Here is a 20,889-nt window from a genome sequence, read left to right as displayed (position 1 = left end):
CCCGGGCTGGCCGTTTTCGGACAGGGTTGTAGCGTGCCGCTGCGTTCATGGCAGGGTCAAACGCTTCGCCCATTCAGCCATAGACTGAGGGTGATCTCCGTCGCGGTCTGTTGCCTGACATCATGCTGAAACTGCTCTGCCTGTCCCTTTCATGCGTGCTGGCGCTGGCGGCCTGCGACCGCACCAGCACCTCGGCCGATGCCGCCGCGACGCAACAGAGTGGCGCGGGGCAGGGCGATGGCGACCATATGGTGTCGGTGGATACGCCCGAGCCGGTGGCGCCGCCGCCGCGGCCGCGTGCACAGGCCGGCGAAGCCGGCTGGCCGCAGGCGGAGCTGGACGCGGGCAAGGCCTGGATCAGTTGCGCCACCGATTACAGCAGCGAAGCCGGCGACGGCACGCTGCTGCCGGCGCTGGACCGCGCCAGCGTGGAGGCGGCGCTGGCGCCGTGTCGCGACACTGGCCTGCTGCGGGTGCGCTACGCCGGCAAGATCAACGCCGGCTTCGCTGCGCTGGTGTGGCGGCTGGCCGCGGTGGCCGAGCAACTGCGGCTGCCGCATCGCATCCTGGACCTGGATTCCAGCGGCGGGCAGGTGGAAGCGGCGATTCGCGCCGGCGATGTCATCGGCGAATCCAACTGGACCATCTGGGTGCGCGAGGGCTCGATCTGCCACAGCGCCTGCGTGTTCGTGCTGGCGGCCGGCGACAATCGGCTGGTGGCTGGCAAGGTCGGTATCCACCGCATGATGCGGATCAGTTCCAAGGCCACCTCGCGCGCGGAACTCAATCGCGAATTGCGCGAGGTCTACGGCAACGTCAAGGATTATCTGGAGCGCAACGGCGTGGCGGTGGCGGTGGCCGACCTGATGATGACCGTGCCCAACCGCAGCCTGCGCCTGCTGACGATGGACGAGCTGCGCGAGTACGGGCTGGATGGCACCAACGCGGTGCAGGACGACCTGGAGCGCATCCGCCAGATGCGCAAGTGCGGCGATGCCTTCGTGCGCCGCAAGGACGCGTTTCTGGTTGCCTTCGACCAGAAGTGCAAGGGCGAGGGCGCCGATCTGGAGGCGGTCAACGCCTGCGGCCTGGCCTTGAAGCAGCGCTTCGGCTTCCCGGATGCGGCCTGCCCGGAAGAAAGCCCGCTGGCCGAAACCGATGCCGCCGCGCTGCCGGCCACCGCCGCAGCGCAGGCCGCGCCGGCGGCCGACGCGGAGGCAGGAGCGCCAACTGCGGCACCGGCCGCAGAGTCGGCTGCCGAGCCCGCGCCGGACCCCGCCCAGGGCGAGGGCTGAGCTTCACACCCACCGCACTGCCGGCTGCCTATGGTCGCGGCATACCACGGAGCCGGGGGGCGACATGCTTGGAAAGACGAAAGGCGTTGCGCTGGCATATCTGCCATCGGCGCTGCTGGTGCTGGCCGGATTTGGCGTGGCTGAACTGCTGCAGGTGATCGCTGCGGCCAGCCAGGTGCAGTGGCCGGCGACGCTGGCGGTGTGGCTGAGCCTGGCGGCCCTGATCGCGGCCATCGCGCGCGCGCTGTGGGTCAGCTGGCGACTGTGGCGGCCGCGCGGTGTCGCGGCGGTTCCGCCGGGCGGCGACATCTGATTTTTGAGTCAAGGCGTGCGTTCCCGGCACCCGGCTCGCGCGTCGCTTGCACACTCACCTCACCATGCAGCGCAGGTCTTAAACTGCCGCACCCGCCGCGAACCCTGCGGCGGTTCCCATCCGTTTGCTACGCACAAGGTCATCTGCCCCATGTTCCGTCCTCGTCTGCTTGCCGCACTGCTGTTGGCTCCCTCGCTGGTTCTGGCACAACAGCCGCAGACCGCTGCACGTCCGGCCGCCGCTCCCCAGGCGGCGCCCGCGGCCAGCCCGGCGCAGCAGGCGCAGCTGACCAAACAGAACACCGAGATGACCCAGGCGGCATTGCGGGTGGCGCAGATGGTCGATGCCAACCAGGTGGCCTCGCTATGGGATGGCGCCTCCAGCGTCGCCAAGACCGCGGTCAAGCGCGATGTCTTCGTGAGCCAGATCGGTGCCGAACGTGCACGCCTGGGGGCAGTGGTCGGACGCGGGCAGGGCTCGGTGACACGGGTCAAATACGCCGCCGGCGCGCAGGTGCCCGAAGGCCTGTACGTCAACGTCAGCTTCCCGACCCGGTTTGCCAAGGCCCAGCAGCCGGTGCGCGAGCTGGTGTCGTTCCGCCTGGACGAGGACAAGACCTGGCGGCTTGCCGGCTACAGCCTGCGCGCGTCGATCAAGTGATCTTGCAGCTCATCGGGAGACCCGCGTGGAACTGACCATCGAACTACAGATGCTGGGCTGGGCCATGGTGCTTGGTCTGGTGCAACTGCTGGCCGCCTCGGCCAGCATGACCGCCCAGCGCGGGACCAAGTGGAATGCCAGCGCCCGCGATGGCGACGCCAAGCCCTTGACCGGCGTCGCGGCGCGGCTGGATCGCGCCTTCCGCAATTATCAGGAGACGTTCCCGATCTTCGCTGCTGCGGTACTGGCGGTGAGCGTTGCCGGCCGTACCAATGCAGATACCGCACTGGGTGTGCAGCTGTACCTGTGGGCGCGCGTGGCTTACGTGCCGGCGTATGCGGCAGGCATTCCCTATCTGCGCAGCGCAATCTGGGTGGTGTCGTTCTGGGGCATCGTTAAGCTGGTGCGGGCGTTGCTGGGCTGGTGACGCAGGCCGGGCTGCGTGCGCGCAGCCTGTGGTTAGTGGCTGAGAAAACGCAGCGACAGATCGCGCGCCTGCGACTGCGGTAGGTCGCCTGTTCCGGTCACTGCTTGATCCTGATCAACGCCGGCGAGCACCACTGCCGTTAAACTGAAAGCCGCTACCAAGACGGCTGCGCTCACGGCCAGGCGTGCGTGCTCGATGCGGCAGGTGCCACGCGGACATGCCGGTTGCTCTGCGCCGACCGCATCCAGCGGACCACTGCACGCGAGGTCTTGTTAGCTCCTCTGGGTCTCGGTGGTGAAGGAGCGTGGCATGCAATCGGTGGATGTCGCAGTCATTGGTGCCGGGCCGGTCGGCCTGAGTTTTGCGCGGTCGTTGGCCGGCAGTGGCCTGTCGATGCTGGTGGTCGACCAGCAGCCACGCGCGCAGCTGGCCGAGCCGGCCTTCGACGGACGCGAAATCGCGCTGACCCATGCCTCGCGTGCACTGCTGGAGCAACTGGGCATCTGGCCGCAGTTTCCCGCCGATGCGATCTCGCCGCTGCGCGACGCCCGCGTCATGGACGGGCATTCGCATTTCGCGCTGACCTTCGCCGCCTCCGCGCGTGGTGCCGGCGATCTGGGCTGGCTGGTGCCCAATCATCTGATCCGTCGCGCGGCCTGGCGGGCGCTGCAGGCACAAGCTGCGTTGGAGATCCGCTGTGCCTGCACGCTGCAGGCCGTGCAGCAGCAGCGCGACCGCGTGGTGCTGCAGTTATCCGATGGGGAAACGGTGTCGGCGCGCCTGCTGGTGGCGGCCGACAGTCGCTTTTCCAGCACCCGGCGCCTGCTCGGCATCGGTGCGCAGCTGCGTGATTTCGGCAAGACCATGCTGGTGTGCCGGATGCGGCATGCGCTGCCGCACCGGCATGCCGCGTGGGAGTGGTTCGGCTACGGCAAGACGCTGGCGTTGTTGCCGCTGCAGGGCAATCGCGCCGGTGCGGTGCTGACCCTGCCGCCGCGACAGGTGGAGGCCTTGCTGGCGATGGAGGCGGTGGACTTCAGTGCGGCGGTGACCGAGGCGTTCGAGCATCGGCTCGGGCCGATGCAGCAGGACGGCAGCCGGCATGCGTATCCGCTGGTGGCGGCGTATGCGCAACGCTTTATCGCCGAGCGTGCCGCGCTGATCGGCGATGCGGCGGTGGGCATGCACCCGGTCACCGCGCACGGTTTCAATTTCGGATTGCAGGGCCAGGCACGCCTGGCCGAGCGTGTCTGCGCTGCTGCCGCCGCTGGGCGCGATATCGGGGCTGCGGCCCTGCTGCAGGGCTATGAGCGGGCGCACCGGCTGGCGACGCGCCCACTGTATGAAGCGACCAACGCGCTGGCCGCGCTGTATACCGACGACCGTGCGCCGGCCCGCCTGCTGCGACGTGGTGCCTTGCGTGCGGCGCATGCGGTGGCGCCGTTCAAGCAGGCGATCGCAGCGCATCTGACCCAACGCAGCGTTTGACGTATCGAAGTGGGGGCGGGGAGACGCAGTGCGTGCAGCGCTGCGTTGTGGTCCTCACGCGCAGTGGCCTGCAACGGTGTTCGACGCGCGGGGGCAATGCGGTCATCCGCTCGCTCGCAGGTGCTCTTGCGGCAATCGGATGGGCTCGATCAGGCCGGATTTGCATGAGGTCGGCTTTCGTCACGCGCGCCGCAGTCGGGCAGCAGCCATCAGGTCGGCGTGTTGACCCGCGCAAGAATCGCATCGATCGCGGTGCGCGCATCGCCGCTGCGCAAGGCGTCTTCCAGCAGTGGAATCACCCAGGCGCAGCCGGCCTTGGTCACGTCTGTGCGCCAGCCGCCGGGCCAGGCTTCCAGCTCGTGCAAGGCCAGCATGCTGCAACCGCCGCGCTCGGCGTGACCGCCACGGATCGACTGCTCGAACCAGAACGGCGTGGGTGAATCGACGTCGATCGAGAAAATATAGACATCGTGGTCCGGGTCTTCAGCCGAGGGCGCGTTGTTGCGCCAGCTGACCTGCACCACGCTCATTCTGCCGGCTCCGCATCGGGGTCCAGCGCCAGCACGCGGATCTCCACATCGTCCAGTTGCACGCACTGGCCGGGGCGGATCTTGGCGGTCTTGCGCAGTTCCTGCACGCCATCGACGCTGACCGCGCCGCTGGCGACGATCGCCTTGCCCTGCCCACCGCTGTCGGCAATACCCGCCAGCTTGAGCAACTGGTTGAGTTCGATGTACTCGCCGTCCAGGTCGAATTCCAGAAATTGCATGATGCGCTCGGTGACAGGAAGACGGCGATTATCCGCCTGTCGCAGCCGGCAACACCACTGTGCCGAACGCGGCGCCGGCAGGTGGAGTCGTGACGGCAGCGCGACGCCGGCACGCCAGCGGCGTGCACGACGCCGGAGGCGCGGTGCGGCGCGGCACGCTTATTCGCGTCGAAAACGTGCAATCTCGTCCAGCATGCTTTCGGCGCGCACGACGCCGGGCCCGACATGCGCGTTGTCGATGCGCTCCAGCCAGGGATGGCGTTTGCGCTGCAGCCGTCGATAGCCGAGCCAGGTGCCGATGCCGCCGAGCACGCCCACCAACAGATTGAGCAGCAGCCAGTCGTGCGGCAGGGTCAGGCCGGTCAGCCCGCGCCAGCCGGCGTCGGCCACGGCCACCCACAGCACCCAGAACGCCACGCCCAGCCACGGGGCCACCCGCGTGCGCCAGCGCCGCAGCTGCGCGAGCGCGCGCTGCGTCGGCAGCAGCGGTCCGGCAAAGTCCAGTTGCGCCAGCAGCTGCAGCTGCCGTAGTGCGGAGATCGCCAGTGCAATGCTCCACAGCTGCAGCAGCACGCCGCCGATGATGGCTGCAGCCTGATCGGTGTGGGCAAGCCAGCTGCGCGCGATCACGATGTGCAGCGCCACGGCGCACAGCAATTGCACGGATTGGCTCAGCCACAGCGGGCGCAGGCTGGTGCGCGCCGCGTGGCCACGCACCTGGCCGACGATGTGGCCGATCTGCGTGCCGTGCTGATCCAGGCGGTGTTCCATCGCGTGCCAGGCGCGCTGCATGTCGTCGAGTTCCATCGAATGTTCCTTGGGTGAAGTGGGTGGTCAGAGTTCGGCGCGGATGCGCGCCTTGAGGCGGCTGAGTTTCGTGGCGACATTGGTTTCGCTGATGCCGAGCACCTCGCCGATCTCGCGGTAGCTGTGCGCGTCCAGGTACAGCAGCATCAAGGCGCGTTCCAGCGGCGGCAGCTGGGCGATGAAGCCGTGGAGTGCGGCGACCTGTTGCGCGTGTGCCAGGTCGCGCGCCAGCGGGTCGGCGATGCTGTCGGCCACCGCCTCCAGCGGGAGCGGGTCCTGCGGCGCGCGGCTGCGGCCGCGCAGATCGCTGATCGCCACGTTCAAGGCAATGCGATACATCCAGGTGGAAAAGCGCCGGCCGGCGTCGTAGCCGGGGAATGCGCGCCATAACTGCACAGTGATGTCTTGCGCCAGCTCGGCGCGGTCGTCCGGGTTCCAGCAATAGCTGGCCGCGACCTTCAGGACGATGCCGCGGTGCTGCTGCAGCAAGGCGTTGAAGCGGGTGTGCAGGTCTGTTTCCAGGGACATGGCTCCGGCCGGGTGGGTGGATGACGAGGGTCGAGGAGATGATTCGCCGCAGCGGGCGAATCCTCACAAGCTGAACGGACTGTCACGGAAATTTCGACAGCAGGGGGCCTGAGGGCGCACACTATGCTGCTTTGCGCCTGCCGGCTCCGTGCGGCGCCTCCGGAGTTACCCAATGACCCAAGAATCTCCCGCGCCGCTGCTGTTTGCAGACCTCGGCCTCTCAGACGCTGTGATGAAGGCGGTTGCCGCCGTCGGCTACGAGTCGCCGTCGCCGATCCAGGCTGCCACCATCCCCGCGCTGCTGGCCGGCCGCGACGTGCTCGGCCAGGCGCAGACCGGCACCGGCAAGACCGCCGCGTTCGCGCTGCCGGTGCTGTCCAATGCCGACCTCAACCAGCTCAAGCCGCAGGCGCTGGTGCTGGCCCCAACCCGCGAGCTGGCCATCCAGGTTGCCGAGGCGTTCCAGAAATATGCCGAAGCCATTCCCGGCTTCCGCGTGCTGCCGGTCTACGGCGGCCAGCCCTACGCGCAGCAGCTGAGCGCGCTCAAGCGCGGCGTGCATGTGGTGGTCGGCACCCCTGGCCGCGTGATCGATCACCTGGACCGCGGCACGCTGGACCTGTCCCAGCTCAAGACGCTGGTGCTGGACGAAGCCGACGAAATGCTGCGCATGGGCTTCATCGACGACGTCGAAGCGGTGCTGAAGAAGTTGCCGGAGAAGCGCCAGGTGGCGCTGTTCTCGGCGACCATGCCGCCGGCGATCCGCCGCATCGCGCAGACCTATCTGAAGGACCCGGCCGAAGTCACCATCGCGGCCAAGACCACCACCTCGGCCAATATCCGCCAGCGCTACTGGTGGGTGAGCGGCCTGCACAAGCTGGACGCGCTGACCCGCATCCTGGAGGTCGAGCCGTTCGACGGCATGATCATCTTCGCGCGCACCAAGGCTGCCACCGAAGAGCTGGCGCAGAAGCTGCAGGCACGCGGCATGGCCGCGGCGGCCATCAACGGCGACATGCAGCAGGCCGCCCGCGAGAAGACCATTGCCCAGCTCAAGGACGGCAAGCTCGACATCCTGGTCGCCACCGACGTGGCCGCGCGCGGCCTGGACGTGGAGCGCGTCAGCCATGTGCTGAACTACGACATCCCGTACGACACCGAAAGCTACGTGCACCGCATCGGCCGTACCGGCCGTGCCGGCCGCAACGGCGACGCGATCCTGTTCGTCACCCCGCGCGAGAAGGGCATGCTGCGCGCGATCGAGCGCGCCACCCGCCAGCCGATCGAAGAAATGCAGCTGCCGAGCGTGGATGCGGTCAACGACACCCGCGTGGCACGTTTCATGACCCGCATCACCGAGACCCTGGCCGGTGGCCAGATCGACATGTATCGCGATCTGCTGCAGCGCTACGAGAGCGAAAACAACGTGCCGGCGATCGATATCGCCGCGGCGATGGCCAAGTTGCTGCAAGGCGATGCGCCGTTCCTGCTGACCCCGCCGGTGCGTGGCGCGCGCGAGGAATTCGCACCGCGCGAGCGCAACGACCGCGGCGACCGCAGTGATCGCGGCGAGCGTCCGCGCTTCGAGCCGAAGTTCGAGCGTGGTCCGCGTGCCGATGGCGAGCGCGCGGCACGCCCGCCGCGTGCGGAACGTCCGGCGTTCGCCAGCGATGGTGCGGGCGCCGAGCGTCCGCGTCGCGATCCGGTTGCGCCGCGTGGCGAGCCGGAGTTCGGCATGGAGAGCTACCGCATCGAAGTGGGCCACACCCACGGCGTGAAGCCGGCCAACATCGTCGGCGCGATCGCCAACGAGGCCGGCCTGGAAAGCCGCTACATCGGCCGTATCGACATCCAGGACGACTATTCGATCCTGGACCTGCCGGCCGACATGCCGCGCGAACTGCTGACGCACCTGAAGAAGGTTTGGGTGTCCGGCCAGCAGCTCAACATGCGCAAGCTGGAAGAAGGCGAGGCGGCCGCGTCGCCGTCCAAGCCGCGCTTCCCGCGCGGCGGCAAGCCGTCCGGTCGCCCGAATGGCCCGAACCGTCCGATGGACCGCGCCGGCGCGCCGCATCGCAAGGGCCCGCCCAAGCCCCGCGGCGAGTAAGCACCGCTGACAACGCGGCGGCTGCGGCTGCCCGGCCCGCCCGGCTGGTCGCCGCAGTCGCTATGTTGGTTGATGCATATCGGTGTGCTGGCGTCCTGCGCCGATACCGCGGAGATTACCGGCGGCACCCTGTTAGCCATGCTAAGTTCCGCGCCGACCGTGGCCGGGCGGGCGCAGCCATACAGACTGCGCCGTTGCGGCCGCTACTGCCTTCAGGCGCCCACTGGGCGCCTGAATCGCATTGGGCAGCGGCAGTGGGGGCGAGGATGACAATGGCGCAGATGGCGGGCGGCAAGAGCGGTGGGCGGACCATGCACCTGATGCGCGGCTGGCTGACGCTTCCCTTGGCCTTGTTGATCGGCATGGCCGTCAGCATGGCGGTGCTCTCGGCGCTGGTGATCGAGATCCAGTCCGGGGCAATGGCCTGGATCGTCGGCCAGAGCCACTGGTCCAATGCCCAGCAGGAGTCGGTGTACTGGCTGGAGCGCTATCTGGGCAGCGGCGATCCGGCCGACCTGCAGGCCGCCTGCCGGGCGCTGGAAGTGCCGCTCGGCGACCGCGCAGCACGCGAGGCAGTCGAGCAGCCGGTGATCGACTGGGCTGCGGTCCATGCCGGGCTGGCCGCCGGCCGCAATGCCCGTGAGGACATGCCACAAATGGTGCGGCTGTATCGCTACGGCCATGTCTTTCCGTATCTGGGCGATGCCATCACGATGTGGAAACACACCGACGCCGACCTGCTGCAGCTGAGCGCCCTGGCTGACCGGGCCGCCTCCGTGCAGGCCGCCAGCCGCCCGGATCCGCGCGCGCTGCAGGCCCTGCGCGACGAGCTGCACTTGCTCGACGGCCGCATGCGCGGCGATACCGCGCAGTTCCAGGCGCTGCTGGTCCGCTGTGCGCGGCTGCTGCACGATGTGATGGTGGTCTGCAGCCTGGCGACCCTGTTGCTGGTGCTGATCACCTGCGTGCTGGCGATGCGCCGCATCCGCAATTATCTGCTCTCGCACGAAGGCCGCTTCCGCACCGCGTTTCAGCAGGCGGCGCTGGGCATGGTCAAGTTCGACCTGCGCGGCCGCGTGCTCGATGCCAATGCCGCGATGGCCAACATCCTGCGCTACCGGCCGGAGGAGCTGCAGGCCTGCACGCTGGCCGAGGTGCTGCATCCGGACCACATCGCGCTGGACAGCCGCGGCCTGATCGACTGGCCGACACTGCTGCAGTCCGGCGAGCGGCGCTTGCTGCGCGCCGACGGCGGGGTGATGTGGGGGCGCTGGAGCGCGTCGCTGGTGGAGCCTGGCCCGGAGGAGCCGACCCTGGTGCTGGCGGTGATCGAAGACGTCTCGCATGCGCACGAGCTGGCCGATGAAGTCGCCTTCCATGCGCGCCACGATGCCTTGACCGGCCTGATCAACCGCCGCGAGATCGAACGCCGGCTGCTGCGCCTGATCGAGCCGCCGCAATCGCCGCAGCTCTGCCATGCGCTGTGCTTCGTCGACCTGGATCACTTCAAGCTGGTCAACGACACCTTTGGGCATGCGGTGGGCGACAAGTTCCTGTGCCACTTCGCCGACGTGATCACCATGCAGTTGCGCCCCGGCGACTGGCTGGGGCGGCTGGGCGGCGACGAGTTCGCGATCCTGCTGGCCAATACCGATCTGGCGCAGGCGCAGACCTTGCTGGAGCGCATGCATGCGGTGCTGGGTCAGCCGTGGAGCCATCAGGGCGGACGGCCGCTGACGCCGAGCTGCAGCTTCGGCGTGGTGGAAATCCGCCAGGGCGCCAGCGACGTCAATGCCTTGATGACCGCCGCCGATCTGGCCTGCCATGCGGCCAAGGAAGAGGGCCGCAACCGCATTCGCTGCTTCGGCGAAAACGATCTGGCGCTGGCGCGGCGGCGCCACGACGGTGGCTGGATCAGCGCGGTGCAGCAGGCGATCGCCGAGGACCGGCTGCTGCTGTATGCACAGAAGATCCAGGTGTTGAGCGATCCGGAACGCCTGCAGTACGAGGTGCTGGTGCGCATGCGCGCGCGCGACGGGCGGGTGCTGAGTCCGGGCGAATTCCTGCCCGCGGTGGAGCGCTACGGGCTGGGGCGCATGGTCGATGTGCATGTGCTGGAAACGCTGTGCGCGCAGCTGGCGGCCAATCCGATGCATGTGGCCACGCTGGACCTGTGCCACGTCAATCTGTCCGCACAGTCGATCGCGCAGCCGGATTTTCTCGATTTCGTGTGGTCCTTGTTCGAGCGCTACCCGAGCCTGGTGCCCAAGCTGTGCATGGAGATCACCGAGACCGCCGTCATCGGCGATCTGGAACATGCGCAGCGCTTCGTGCAGAGCGTGCGCGCGCGCGGCTGCCATGTGGCGCTGGACGATTTCGGCAACGGCCTGGCCTCGTTCGGCTATCTCAAGCAGTTCACCGTGGATGTCCTCAAGATCGATTGCGGCTTCGTGCGCAACTACGCGCACGACGCGGTGGACCGCGCGGCAGTGCACTCGATCGCGCAGGTGGGCCTGGCGCTGGGGATCGAAGTGGTGGCCGAGGGCGTGGAGTCGGAGGCGGACATTCCCGGCCTGCGCGAGGCCGGTGTCGGCCAGGTGCAGGGTTTCAGCCTGCATCGCCCATGCCCGCTGGACGAGCTGCTGCATGCCGGGCAACCGCTGTTGGCGCTGTCCTGATCGCAGATTGGTGCACGCGCGCCGCTCCAAATCGCCGATAATCGGCCGATGACGACCCGACTCAACAAATACATCGCCGAAACCGGCTTCTGCTCCCGCCGCGAGGCCGATCGCCTGATCGGCGAACGCCGGGTCACCGTCAATGGCGTTGCTGCCGGCACCGGTGCGGTGGTGGGCGAGGACGACACCGTACTGGTGGACGGCCAGCCGCTGCGCACGCGCGCCGCCAGCAAGCCCGGTGGCCGCAAGCATGTCTACATCGCGCTCAACAAGCCGGTGGGCATCACCTGCACCACCGAGAGTTCGGTCAAGGGCAACATCGTCGAATTCGTCGGCCACGAGCAGCGCATCTTCCCGGTCGGCCGGCTCGACAAGGAGTCCGAGGGGCTGATCCTGATGACCAGCAACGGCAACATCGTCAACGAGATCCTGCGCGCGGAAAATCGCCACCAGAAGGAATATCTGGTGGCGGTCAACAAGCCGGTCACCGACGAATTCCTGCGCGGCATGGCGCGCGGCGTGCGCATCCACAACGAGACCACGTTGCCGTGCCGCACAGCGCGCATCGCCAAGTTCGGCTTCCGCATCGTGCTGGAGCAGGGCTTGAACCGGCAGATCCGCCTGATGTCCGCCGAATTCGGTTACCGCGTAACCCAGCTGCGCCGGGTGCGCATCGACAACATCAAATTGGCCGCGCTCAAGCCCGGGCAGTGGCGCAATCTCAGCGATGCAGAATTGCGCGGACTGCTGCCGCAACGCACCGACTGGTGAGCTTTTCTCGCGCGTTGAACTGAACCGCAACAGCGCGGTGCATCGGCTGCGCAGGCGCAACCCGATGGCCGCGCATGACCGGCTCGGTCATACTTCCGCCGCCGACAGCCAGCTGGGGAGCGGGCAGAGTGATCAAACCGACATTGCCGGACAACGAAGCCGAGCGGCTTGCAGCGCTGCGTCAGTACGAGGTGCTGGACTCGCCGCCCGAGCGTGCCTTCGACGACCTCACCATGATTGCGTCCACACTGTGCGAGACGCAGATGGCGGCCGTGGTGCTGGTCGACGAACAGCGGCAATGGTTCAAGTCCGCGCATGGCGCGCCGCGCAGCGAAGCATCGCGCGACATCTCGTTCTGCGCGCATGCGATCCTGCGCCCGGACGAAGTGATGATGGTCGACGATACCTTGCTCGACCCGCGCTTCCACGACAATCCGATGGTGACCGGCAGCTCTGCGGTGCGCTTCTATGCTGGCGCGCCGTTGGTGACCAGCGAGGGCATGGCACTGGGCTCGCTCTGCGTCTTCGACCAGACCCCGGCGCATCTGCGCGAAGAGCAGCGTGCCGCCTTGCAGGCATTGTCGCGACAGGCCGCGCATCTGCTGGAACTGCGCCTGGCCGGCAAGCGCCTGCGCCAGCAACTGCACGAGCGCGAATGGTACGAGCAGCAGCTGGCCGGCTATTACGCGCAAATGGACGCGCTGAATGCCGATCTGGTCGAGCAGACCCGCACCGATCCGCTGACCGGCTTGCCCAATCGACGCGCGTTTTCAGTGGCCTTGGCCGCGGCCATGGAACAGACGCGTGCGGCAGGCCAGCCGTTGTCGGTGGCGTTGCTGGACGTGGACCACTTCAAGACCGTCAACGACGTGCATGGGCACGACCAGGGCGACGTCGTGCTGCGCGAACTGTCGGCGTTGCTGCGCGCGCATGTGGCCGGTGCCGGCACCATTGCGCGTTATGGTGGCGAGGAGTTCGTGCTGCTGCTGCCCAACGTGGATCTGCTGCAGGCGCGCGTGCAGTGCGAATACCTGCGCCAGAGCGTGGCGGTGATGACGATCGCGCTGCCGGTGACGGTGAGTATCGGCGTGGCCACGCTGCATCCGCAAGAAAGCGTGGAGGCGGTGATCAAGCGCGCCGACCAGGCCCTGTATGCGGCCAAGCGTGGCGGGCGCGATCAGGTGGTGGCGTTGGGGTAGGTGGCGTGCGCACGTGGGTGCGTCGATAAGGCCGGTCGCGGCCTGGGCCGCTGCGACGGTGGCGTTTGTTGGTTGCGCCGTGCGGTCAGTCGATGATGTTCTTCGCCTCGGCAGTGCCGAGCAGCTCCGGGTGCACGATCTTGCGCCGGCGTTCCAGCACCGGATGCAGGAACACCGCGCCGAGAATGATCGCCACGCCGAGATAGAACTGCAGGGTCAGCTCGCGTTGCTCGCCGAGCAGGGCGATCGCCAGCACGATGGCGTAAACCGGTTCCAGGTTGGTCACCAGCTGCACCGAGTAGGCGCTGAGATGGCGCAGCGCCACCAATGCCAGCGCAAACGGCAGCAGGGTGCAGGCCAGCGACAGCACCAGCAGCAGGACGCCATCGTGCAGGCTGGGGATGATCATCAGGTCGCCATGCAGCGACGGCAGCAACAACGGCATGGCCGGCGCCAGCACGGTCAGGGTCAGCGTGCCGGCGCCAAGCTCAAGTGCGGTGACGGTGAGCGGGTCGGCATGCGCGACCATGCGCTTGTTGAGCGAACCGAACAGGCCGACGAACACCGCCGAAATCGCGCCGACCACCACGCCGGCACGCATGCCATCCGGCACCCCGCCGACCACCAGCGCGACGCCGGGCAGCACCGCCAGGCCGAACAGCAATTCGCGCGGGCGGAAGGGGCGCTGCGTCACCCATGGCTCGATCACGGCGGTGAACACCGGCGCCAGTGCAATGCAGGTCGCCGCCACCGAGGCATTGGCCAGCTTGATCGCGCCGTAGAAGGTCAGCCAGTGCAGGGCCACCAAGGCGCCGATGCCGCAATAGCCCAGCACCACGCGTCCGGACAGACCGCGCAGTCCGCGCCACACCCGCGGCAACAGCGCCAGCGCCACCACCACGATCAACATGCGCCACCACACCAACGGCAACGCGGGCAGCGTGATCAGCTTGCCCAGGATCGCGGTGATGCCCCAGAGCAGGACGCAGAAATGGATTTGCAGTTGCGCCTTGCGCAGGTCGGTCGTGGGCATGCGCCATTGTCGCCGAAGACGCGACGTAACGCCCCTGTTAGCGCGCCCCCAACGTCTGCAGCAACGCCATTGCCGCCGCCGGATTGCGCTCCTTGGCGGCACTGATGAAAAACACGAACACCTCGCGCGGCGTGGCTGCGGCGTGCGTCGATGCGTCGACGTGCGGCAGGTCCGCCACATCGTCGCCGCGCCGCCAGGCCTGGATGCGCTCGGCCCAGCGCGCCAGTGCCGGCGCCGGGTAGCCGGCATGCAGGCGCGCCTGGCTGCGCATCAGCCGCGCATAGACAAAGTCGGTGGACAGATCGGCAAAGGACGGATGCTCATCCGAATCGGTGAACACCGTGGCCACCCCATGCCGGCGCACCAATGCCAGCAGCGAGGCATCCACCGCATCGTGGTCGCGGATTTCCAGCACATGGCGCAGCACGCGCTTGCCGGCACGTTTGGGCAGCAACGACAGGAAGGCGTCCAGGTCGTCGGCCTGCAGCCGATGCCCTTGTTCGAACTGCCACACCAGCGGCCCCAGCGTATCGCCGAGCTCGACAATGCCGCCGATGAAGTCGTCCACCTGCGCCTGGGTGCCGGCCAGTTTGCGCGACTGGGTGATGCGGCGCGGTGCCTTGGCCGAGAAGACGAACCCGGGTGGCACCTGGTCGCGCCACTTCGCGTAGGTGGCCGGTTTCTGCGTCCCGTAATACGTGCCGTTGATCTCGATGGCGGTGACGTGGCGGCTTGCGTATTCCAGCTCGCGGCGCTGCACCAGCCCTTGCGGATAGAACATCCCCTCCCGCCATGGCGCATACACCCAGCCGCCGATACCGACGTGGATGCCATCGAGCGCGGGCGGGGTGGCGGCGAACAGGTCGGTCATGACAGATTCCACGTTGGCGTGAGCGCGCGCCTGGCATGTTCGCAGACGCACAGATGTGGCAAGCCGCCCAGATGATAGCCCCGCCGGCTCCGCGGCGAAGCAGCGCGGCCCCAAACGCTTGCGCGCACTGCCAGGCAGGCGCGGCCGTTGGCGCGGGGCGCATGCAGGCGTTGTGCACTCGATGCAGGCACCGCCCGGCCAGCCGGCTGGGTGATCGGCGCTTACGCGGACGCGGCCATGCCGCTACCATCGCAGATCGCCACTTTCGGACCGCAGCGATGACCTGGACCACGCCCGATCTGTGTGACCGCTTTCCCGAGGTGAGCATCGCCGAACCGTTGTTCCGCTCCTATGGCGGACGTGCGGCATTCTCCGGGCCGATCGTCACCGTGCGCTGTTTCGAGGACAACTCGCGGGTGCGCGAGCTGGCCTCCACGCCTGGCGACGGCCGTGTGCTGGTGGTGGACGGGCAGGGTTCGTTGAAGCACGCGCTGCTGGGCGACCAGATCGCGATGCAGGCGGTCGCCAACGGCTGGGCCGGCGTGTTGATCCATGGCTGCGTGCGCGATGTGGAGATCCTGGCCACGCTGCCGCTGGGCGTGCTGGCGCTGGGCGCCTGCCCGCGCCGCACCGAGCGCCGCGATCTGGGTGATGTGGATGTGCCGGTGAATTTTGCCGGCGTGGCCTTCGTGCCGGGCCATTGGCTGTATGCCGATGGCAACGGCGTGTTGGTGGCACCGCTGCCGCTGTCGCTGGACAGTGCCGGCGGATCGACCTGAGCGAATGAGAGGACGTGCGACAGTGACCGTGAACCGATGGCTGAGTGGAGGCGTGCTGATGCTGGCAAGCTTGGTGACGACGACGCAGGCGGCCGAGCTTCCCGCCGGCATGCAGCAGTTCGACGCGCAGATGGAACGCGTGCGCAAGCAGTTCGATGTGCCCGGCATTGCGGTGGCCATCGTCAAGGATGGGCAGGTAGTGCTGGAGCGCGGCTACGGCGTGCGCGAGATCGGCAAGCCTGCGCCGGCGCAGGCCGACACGCTGTTTGCGATCGCCTCCAACACCAAGGCCTTCACTGCCGCATCGCTGTCGATCCTGGCTGACGAGGGCAAGCTCTCGCTCGACGACAAGGTCATCGACCACCTGCCGTGGTTCCGCATGTCCGACCCGTACGTCAGCGGCGAGATGCGTGTGCGCGATCTGCTCGCGCACCGCAGCGGCCTGAGCCTGGGCGCGGGCGATCTGTTGTTCTGGCCGACCACCAGCTACAGCACCGACGAAGTGGTGCAGCGCCTGTCCAAGGTGCCGTTGAAGGGCGGTTTCCGCGATCGCTACGCCTACGACAACATCCTGTACGCGGTGGCGCAGAAGGTGATCGAGCAGGTCTCCGGGCAGACCTATGCGGCGTTTCTGCAGCAACGCATCTTCGCCCCGGTGGGCATGCGCGGTACGCGCTTCAATGCCGACCATCTGCAGCCGGGCGACAACGCGGCCGTGGGCCATGCCAAGTACGACTTCACCGAATTGCGCACGGTCGCGCCGCTGACCTGGTCCAACAACTCCGGTGCCGGCGGCATCTATTCCAGCGCGCATGACATGGCGTTGTGGATGAAGGTGCAACTGGCCGGCGGCATCCTGCCCGATGGCACGCCGCTGTTCAGTGCCAAACGGCAGCAGGAGATGTGGTCGATGATCACGCCGATTGCGATTGCCGACCCGGCCGTGCCGGAGCTGGCGGCAGCACGCCCCAATTTTGCCGGCTACGGTGAGGGCTGGAGCCTGAGCGACTACCGCGGCCATCGGCTGGTGTGGCACACCGGCGGCTGGCCGGGCATGGTGTCGCGGCTGACGCTGGTGCCCGAGCAACAGTTGGGCGTGGTGGTGCTGACCAATCAGGAAATCGGTGCGGCCTTCAATGCGGTGACCCTGCAGGTGCTGGATGCGTTCCTGCAGGTGCCGGCCACCGATTGGACCGCCGCCTATGCCAAGGCGGTGGCCAAGGCCGACGGTGACGCGGACACCAGCTGGAAGAAACATCAGGACGCACGCGCTGCGCGCTCCACACCGTCGTTGCCGTTGCGCAGCTATGCGGCGACCTATCGCGACCCGTGGTATGGCGATGTGGTTATCCGTCAGGACGGCAAGCGCCTGCGCCTGCAGTTTTCCAAGACCGCGCAATTGATCGGCACGCTGGAGCATTGGCAACACGATAGCTTCATCGTGCGCTGGGACGATCGCAGCCTGAATGCCGATGCCTTCGTCAATTTCGCGCTGACCCCGGATGGCGCGGTGCGCGAGATGCGGATGGAGGCGATCTCGCCGCTGACCGATTTCAGTTTCGATTTCCAGGACCTGGTGTTGACGCCGGTGGCAGCGGAGCAAGCGGGGCACAAGTGACACATCCCTCGTCCTGCAAGCAGGTCACGGTCACTGCACGGAGCGTGTAGTGGCCGGCGGCCAGTGCAGTATCGGTTTGGCGTCCACGCTATCCCCAACCGATTGCGGCGCTTTGGTGTGCCATCTGCGCTGCGATGTGGGCTGCAGCAGGCATTGATCACAGAACGCGCCGGCAACCGGGCTCGGCGCGCAGGCGTCACGTGATCGGGCCTGCCGCTGCAGGCGTGCCGACGCCCGCCGGTGCCTTGGCGCCAGCTGCACGATGGCTATCGCCGGCCGGCATGGCTCGTTATGATCCGCGCACTTCTCAGGGATGTTGCCCAACGCATGACCACTCCGCAGATGTCGGTGTATTTCTTCTTGCAGGCTGCGGTGATCCTGCTGATCTGTCGTCTGGTGGGATTGCTGGCCAAGCGGGTGGGGCAGCCGCAGGTGGTCGGCGAGATGATTGCCGGCGTGGCGTTGGGGCCGTCGCTGTTCGGCATGTTGCTGCCGGATGTGCAGGCGGCGCTGTTTCCCAAGCAGACGCTGGACGTGCTGTATGTGCTGGCCCAGTTCGGCGTGGGCCTGTACATGTTTCTGGTCGGCACCGACTTCCGCAGCGATCATTTCCGCGCACGCTATCGCAGCGCGATGAGCGTGTCGCTGGCCGGGATCGCGGTGCCGTTCGCATTGGCCTTTGCGATGTGTCCGTGGCTGATCAACGTGGAGGGCTTGTTCTCGGAAAAAGCCAAGTTGATGGAGGCCTCGCTGTTCCTTGGCGCGGCTATTGCGATTACCGCCTTCCCGATGCTGGCGCGCATCATCCACGAGCGCGGGCTGACCAATAGCCCGTTGGGCACGCTCGCACTCACTGCAGGTGCGTTCGACGATGCGGCGGCGTGGTGCATTCTTGCCGTGGTGCTGGCCAGCTTCGGCGGCAGCTGGGGCAGCGCCTATCTGGCCATCGGCGGCGGCGTTGCGTATGCGGCGTTCATGATCTTTGTCGGCCGGCATCTGCTGCGTCGTCTCGAGCGTTACGTGGTGCAGGACCAACCGCTGAGCAATGGCGTGTTGGCGGTCATCCTGATGCTGTTCTGCCTCAGCGCCTGGGCGATGGATGCGATCGGCATCCATGCAGTCTTCGGTGGCTTCCTGCTCGGCGTCTGCCTGCCCAGGGGCGCGTTGACCGAAAAATTGCGCGAGATGATGCAGCCGTTCGTGGTGGTGTTCCTGCTGCCGATGTTCTTCACCTATTCCGGCTTGAAGACGCAACTGAGCGTGTTGCTGCAGCCGCAGATCATGCTGGCCGGCGTGGCGATTCTGGCCGCATCGTTCATCGGCAAGGGACTGGCCTGCTGGGCCGCCGCACGCATCACCGGCGAGAACAACCGCGATGCGATGGCGATCGGCTCGCTGATGAATGCACGCGGTTTGATGGAACTGATCATCATCAACATCGGGTTGCAGGCCGGCGTGATCGAACAAGGTCTGTTCTCGGTACTGGTGCTGATGGCGATCCTCTCCACGCTGATGGCCACGCCGCTGTTCAACTGGATCATGCGTCGCCATGCCGACGTGACCGCTGCGGTGCCGAGCCTGCAGCAGCGTTGATGCTCGCAGCGGCCTGGCATGCCAGGCCGACGCAAGCGCGGCGGCGTAACCGCGCGAACGCCTCAGCGCGACAACGGCAGTTGCACGCTGGCCAACAACCCGCCGCCGGCGCGATTGCCCAGGATCAAGCGGCCATCGTGCGCCTGGCAGATGGCCGAGGCGATTGCCAGGCCCAGGCCGCTGCCACCGGAATGGCGCGCGCGTGAACTGTCCGCGCGCCAGAAGCGGTCCAGCAGGTGCGGCAGCTGCGCCGGCTCCACGCCGGGGCCGCGGTCGCCGAGCGTGACCAGCACATGCGCACCATCGCGGCGCAGCTCGATATCCAGCACCTTGCCTGCGGCGGCGTAGCGCAGTGCGTTGTCGATCAGGATGGAAAACACCTGGCCCAGGCGATGGCGGTCGGCGCAGACGCGGAGCCCGGAAGGTGCCGGCGCGGTGACCGTCGTCTGCAACGCGCGGATTGTCGGGCCTGCCCATTCCACCCGCTCGGCAATCAGCTCATGCAGATCGAAACTGTCTGGCTCCAGCACCAGCTGGCCGGCACGCGCCAGCGACACCAGATGCAGGTCACCGATCAGCCGGTTGATCTGTTCCAGCTGGCGATGGACCAGGCGCAGCTGTTCGGGATCGTGCGGGAAGACCTCGTCCAGCATGCCTTGTACGCGGCCCATCGCTGCGTTGAGCGGGGTGCGCAGTTCGTGCGCCAGCATTGCGCTGGACTCGCGCAGTTCGCGTTCGTACTGCTGCAGTTTGCCGCTCATGGCGTTGAAGTCGTCGGCCAGCGCCGTGAGCTCGTCCGGTGCGCCTGCCACCACCTGTGCGCGTGCGCCGAAGTCGCCATCGCTGACCTGATGCGCGGCCCTGGCCACCTGGGAAAATTGCCGCGACAACGGACGCGATGCAAGCAGCCCGCAGACCAGGATCACCGGGATGGAGAGGGCGACCATGGCCCACAGCATCCACCAGTCAGGGTTGGCCAGCCCGGGCAAAAAATTTTCCACATCGTAGTACTGCTGCAGCAGTTGCCACAGACGTGCCTCGTTGGCGACCGGCTGTTCGCGCAGTTGTTCGATTTCGATGCGGGCCGCCGCCGGCAGCTTGCCCAGGATCAGGCTGTCGCGCAGGTTGAAGTAGCACCACATGCCAAAGGCGATCACCACCACGGTCACCACTGCCAGTGCGCTCATCCGCACGCCCACCCACATCCACAGCGGCGCTTGCCGGCGCCAGGCGTTGAAGCGCCGCAGGGCATTCATTGGAAGCGGTATCCCACCGCGCGCACGGTGACCAGCACGCCGGTGATGCCGTGCACCTCCAGCTTGCGGCGCAGGTTGTGGATGTGCGAATCCACCACCCGTTCCAGTGCATCGCTGTCGGGCAGGCAGGCGTCGAGCAGTTCGCCGCGGGTGAATGCCTTGAACGGCGTCTTGAGCAGGATGGCGAGCAGGTTGAATTCGGTCGGGGTCAGGTCCAGTGCCAGCTGAGCCCCGGCCGGGTCCTGCACGGTGGCCACCACTGCGGCCAGATCCACACTCAGGCGGCCATGCCGCAGCGGCTCGCCCGGCGCACGCACCGCCACGCTTCGGCGCAGCACTGCATGGACGCGTGCCACCACTTCCTTGGGGCTGTACGGCTTGACCACGTAATCGTCGGCACCATAGCGCAGTGCGCCCAGCTTCTCCGGCTCGTCGCCGATGGCGGTGACCATGATGACCGGCGTATCGCTGGCGCGACGGATCGCCGACAGCACCTCGATACCGCTGAGCCTGGGCAGCATCACGTCCAGCAGCACCAAATCCGGCGCCCACTGACGATGCAGGTGAATCGCCCGCTCGCCGTCTCCGGCGATGGCAACGTCGAAGCCGTCGCGGCGTAGATAGGCGTCCAGGATGCTGGCGCTGTCTGCATCGTCTTCCACCAGCAGAACCTTTTTGCCTGTCATGGCGTGTTGCC

20 protein-coding genes and 1 other RNA gene are annotated in these 20,889 nt (G+C 67.4%); 13 read left to right on the top strand and 8 right to left on the bottom strand.

Translation table 11 applies throughout. The features are described from left to right. The first annotated feature begins 122 nt into the window (after window positions 1-122). The 6 genes from AC1PLA_RS14155 (at window position 123) to ubiM (ending at window position 4,183) form a co-directional block, all read left to right on the top strand. Window positions 123-1,295 (top strand): COG3904 family protein, encoded by a 1,173-nt coding sequence (locus AC1PLA_RS14155; RefSeq protein ID WP_102584936.1) that lies wholly within the window; start codon window positions 123-125, stop codon window positions 1,293-1,295. Window positions 1,296-1,359: 64 nt separating this feature from the next. Next, window positions 1,360-1,608 carry a hypothetical protein gene (locus tag AC1PLA_RS14150; protein ID WP_039526321.1) on the top strand — a complete coding sequence of 83 codons (249 nt, stop codon included), beginning with the start codon at window positions 1,360-1,362 and terminating at the stop codon, window positions 1,606-1,608. A 150-nt stretch (window positions 1,609-1,758) separates the two neighbouring features. Next, complete coding sequence (locus tag AC1PLA_RS14145; protein WP_039522331.1) at window positions 1,759-2,268, top strand: DUF4019 domain-containing protein; 510 nt, start codon at window positions 1,759-1,761, stop codon at window positions 2,266-2,268. A 25-nt stretch (window positions 2,269-2,293) separates the two neighbouring features. Further along, window positions 2,294-2,695 (top strand): MAPEG family protein, encoded by a 402-nt coding sequence (locus AC1PLA_RS14140; protein ID WP_039522329.1) that lies wholly within the window; start codon window positions 2,294-2,296, stop codon window positions 2,693-2,695. Window positions 2,696-2,897: 202 nt separating this feature from the next. Further along, window positions 2,898-2,973: non-coding RNA, sX9 sRNA (locus tag AC1PLA_RS14135), on the top strand. A 31-nt stretch (window positions 2,974-3,004) separates the two neighbouring features. Continuing rightward, window positions 3,005-4,183, top strand: coding sequence for a 5-demethoxyubiquinol-8 5-hydroxylase UbiM (ubiM, locus tag AC1PLA_RS14130; protein WP_481104787.1), 1,179 nt, complete (start codon window positions 3,005-3,007; stop codon window positions 4,181-4,183). Window positions 4,184-4,392: 209 nt separating this feature from the next. On the opposite strand, the gene AC1PLA_RS14125 is transcribed toward ubiM, so the two are convergent. The 4 genes from AC1PLA_RS14125 to AC1PLA_RS14110 form a co-directional block, all read right to left on the bottom strand. Continuing rightward, entirely contained in the window at window positions 4,393-4,713 is a 321-nt protein-coding gene (locus AC1PLA_RS14125; protein ID WP_481104786.1) for a hypothetical protein, read from the bottom strand. Further along, window positions 4,710-4,952, bottom strand: coding sequence for an RNA-binding S4 domain-containing protein (locus tag AC1PLA_RS14120; protein WP_024939760.1), 243 nt, complete (start codon window positions 4,950-4,952; stop codon window positions 4,710-4,712). The genes AC1PLA_RS14125 and AC1PLA_RS14120 overlap by 4 nt, the downstream gene beginning before the upstream one ends. A gap of 159 nt (window positions 4,953-5,111) precedes the next feature. Further along, window positions 5,112-5,759, bottom strand: a complete 648-nt coding sequence (locus tag AC1PLA_RS14115; protein WP_481104785.1) for a hypothetical protein — start codon at window positions 5,757-5,759, stop codon at window positions 5,112-5,114. Between the two features lie 27 nt (window positions 5,760-5,786). After that, entirely contained in the window at window positions 5,787-6,287 is a 501-nt protein-coding gene (locus AC1PLA_RS14110; RefSeq protein ID WP_481104784.1) for an RNA polymerase sigma factor, read from the bottom strand. A gap of 172 nt (window positions 6,288-6,459) precedes the next feature. On the opposite strand from AC1PLA_RS14110, the gene AC1PLA_RS14105 reads away from it, so the two are divergent. From AC1PLA_RS14105 to AC1PLA_RS14090, 4 genes are all read left to right on the top strand, one after another. Then, complete coding sequence (locus tag AC1PLA_RS14105; protein ID WP_228607718.1) at window positions 6,460-8,394, top strand: DEAD/DEAH box helicase; 1,935 nt, start codon at window positions 6,460-6,462, stop codon at window positions 8,392-8,394. Between the two features lie 272 nt (window positions 8,395-8,666). Further along, window positions 8,667-11,072, top strand: coding sequence for a putative bifunctional diguanylate cyclase/phosphodiesterase (locus tag AC1PLA_RS14100; protein ID WP_481104783.1), 2,406 nt, complete (start codon window positions 8,667-8,669; stop codon window positions 11,070-11,072). 48 nt (window positions 11,073-11,120) lie between these two features. Then, window positions 11,121-11,843: a pseudouridine synthase gene (locus AC1PLA_RS14095; RefSeq protein WP_016903964.1), complete on the top strand. Its 723-nt coding sequence runs from the start codon at window positions 11,121-11,123 to the stop codon at window positions 11,841-11,843. A gap of 74 nt (window positions 11,844-11,917) precedes the next feature. Next, on the top strand, window positions 11,918-13,042 hold the full coding sequence (locus AC1PLA_RS14090; RefSeq protein ID WP_425512696.1) for a GGDEF domain-containing protein: 1,125 nt from the start codon (window positions 11,918-11,920) through the stop codon (window positions 13,040-13,042). 85 nt (window positions 13,043-13,127) lie between these two features. On the opposite strand, the gene AC1PLA_RS14085 is transcribed toward AC1PLA_RS14090, so the two are convergent. Next, window positions 13,128-14,075, bottom strand: a complete 948-nt coding sequence (locus AC1PLA_RS14085; protein ID WP_104594426.1) for a DMT family transporter — start codon at window positions 14,073-14,075, stop codon at window positions 13,128-13,130. 37 nt (window positions 14,076-14,112) lie between these two features. Next, window positions 14,113-14,946, bottom strand: coding sequence for a DUF72 domain-containing protein (locus AC1PLA_RS14080; protein WP_481104782.1), 834 nt, complete (start codon window positions 14,944-14,946; stop codon window positions 14,113-14,115). Between the two features lie 278 nt (window positions 14,947-15,224). On the opposite strand from AC1PLA_RS14080, the gene rraA reads away from it, so the two are divergent. The 3 genes from rraA to AC1PLA_RS14065 all read left to right on the top strand — a co-directional run bounded on the left by rraA (window position 15,225) and on the right by AC1PLA_RS14065 (window position 18,936). After that, a complete protein-coding gene (rraA, locus tag AC1PLA_RS14075) occupies window positions 15,225-15,725 on the top strand; it encodes a ribonuclease E activity regulator RraA (RefSeq protein WP_024939752.1) in 501 nt (166 codons plus the stop codon). 22 nt (window positions 15,726-15,747) lie between these two features. Beyond that, a complete protein-coding gene (locus tag AC1PLA_RS14070) occupies window positions 15,748-17,343 on the top strand; it encodes a serine hydrolase (protein ID WP_481104781.1) in 1,596 nt (531 codons plus the stop codon). A 327-nt stretch (window positions 17,344-17,670) separates the two neighbouring features. Beyond that, window positions 17,671-18,936, top strand: a complete 1,266-nt coding sequence (locus tag AC1PLA_RS14065; protein WP_481104780.1) for a cation:proton antiporter — start codon at window positions 17,671-17,673, stop codon at window positions 18,934-18,936. Between the two features lie 62 nt (window positions 18,937-18,998). Here AC1PLA_RS14065 and AC1PLA_RS14060 read toward each other — a convergent pair whose 3' ends face one another. Together AC1PLA_RS14060 and AC1PLA_RS14055 are read right to left on the bottom strand one after the other, a co-directional pair. Beyond that, complete coding sequence (locus AC1PLA_RS14060) at window positions 18,999-20,192, bottom strand: sensor histidine kinase (RefSeq protein ID WP_481104779.1); 1,194 nt, start codon at window positions 20,190-20,192, stop codon at window positions 18,999-19,001. Then, window positions 20,189-20,878, bottom strand: a complete 690-nt coding sequence (locus AC1PLA_RS14055; protein ID WP_481104778.1) for a response regulator — start codon at window positions 20,876-20,878, stop codon at window positions 20,189-20,191. Before AC1PLA_RS14055 ends, AC1PLA_RS14060 begins: the two co-directional genes overlap by 4 nt. Window positions 20,879-20,889: the final 11 nt, after the last annotated feature.

Source organism: Xanthomonas sp. NCPPB 1826, assembly GCF_056725285.1.
Note: the sequence above shows the minus strand (reverse complement) of the source record. Positions and strands in the feature narration are given on the sequence as shown.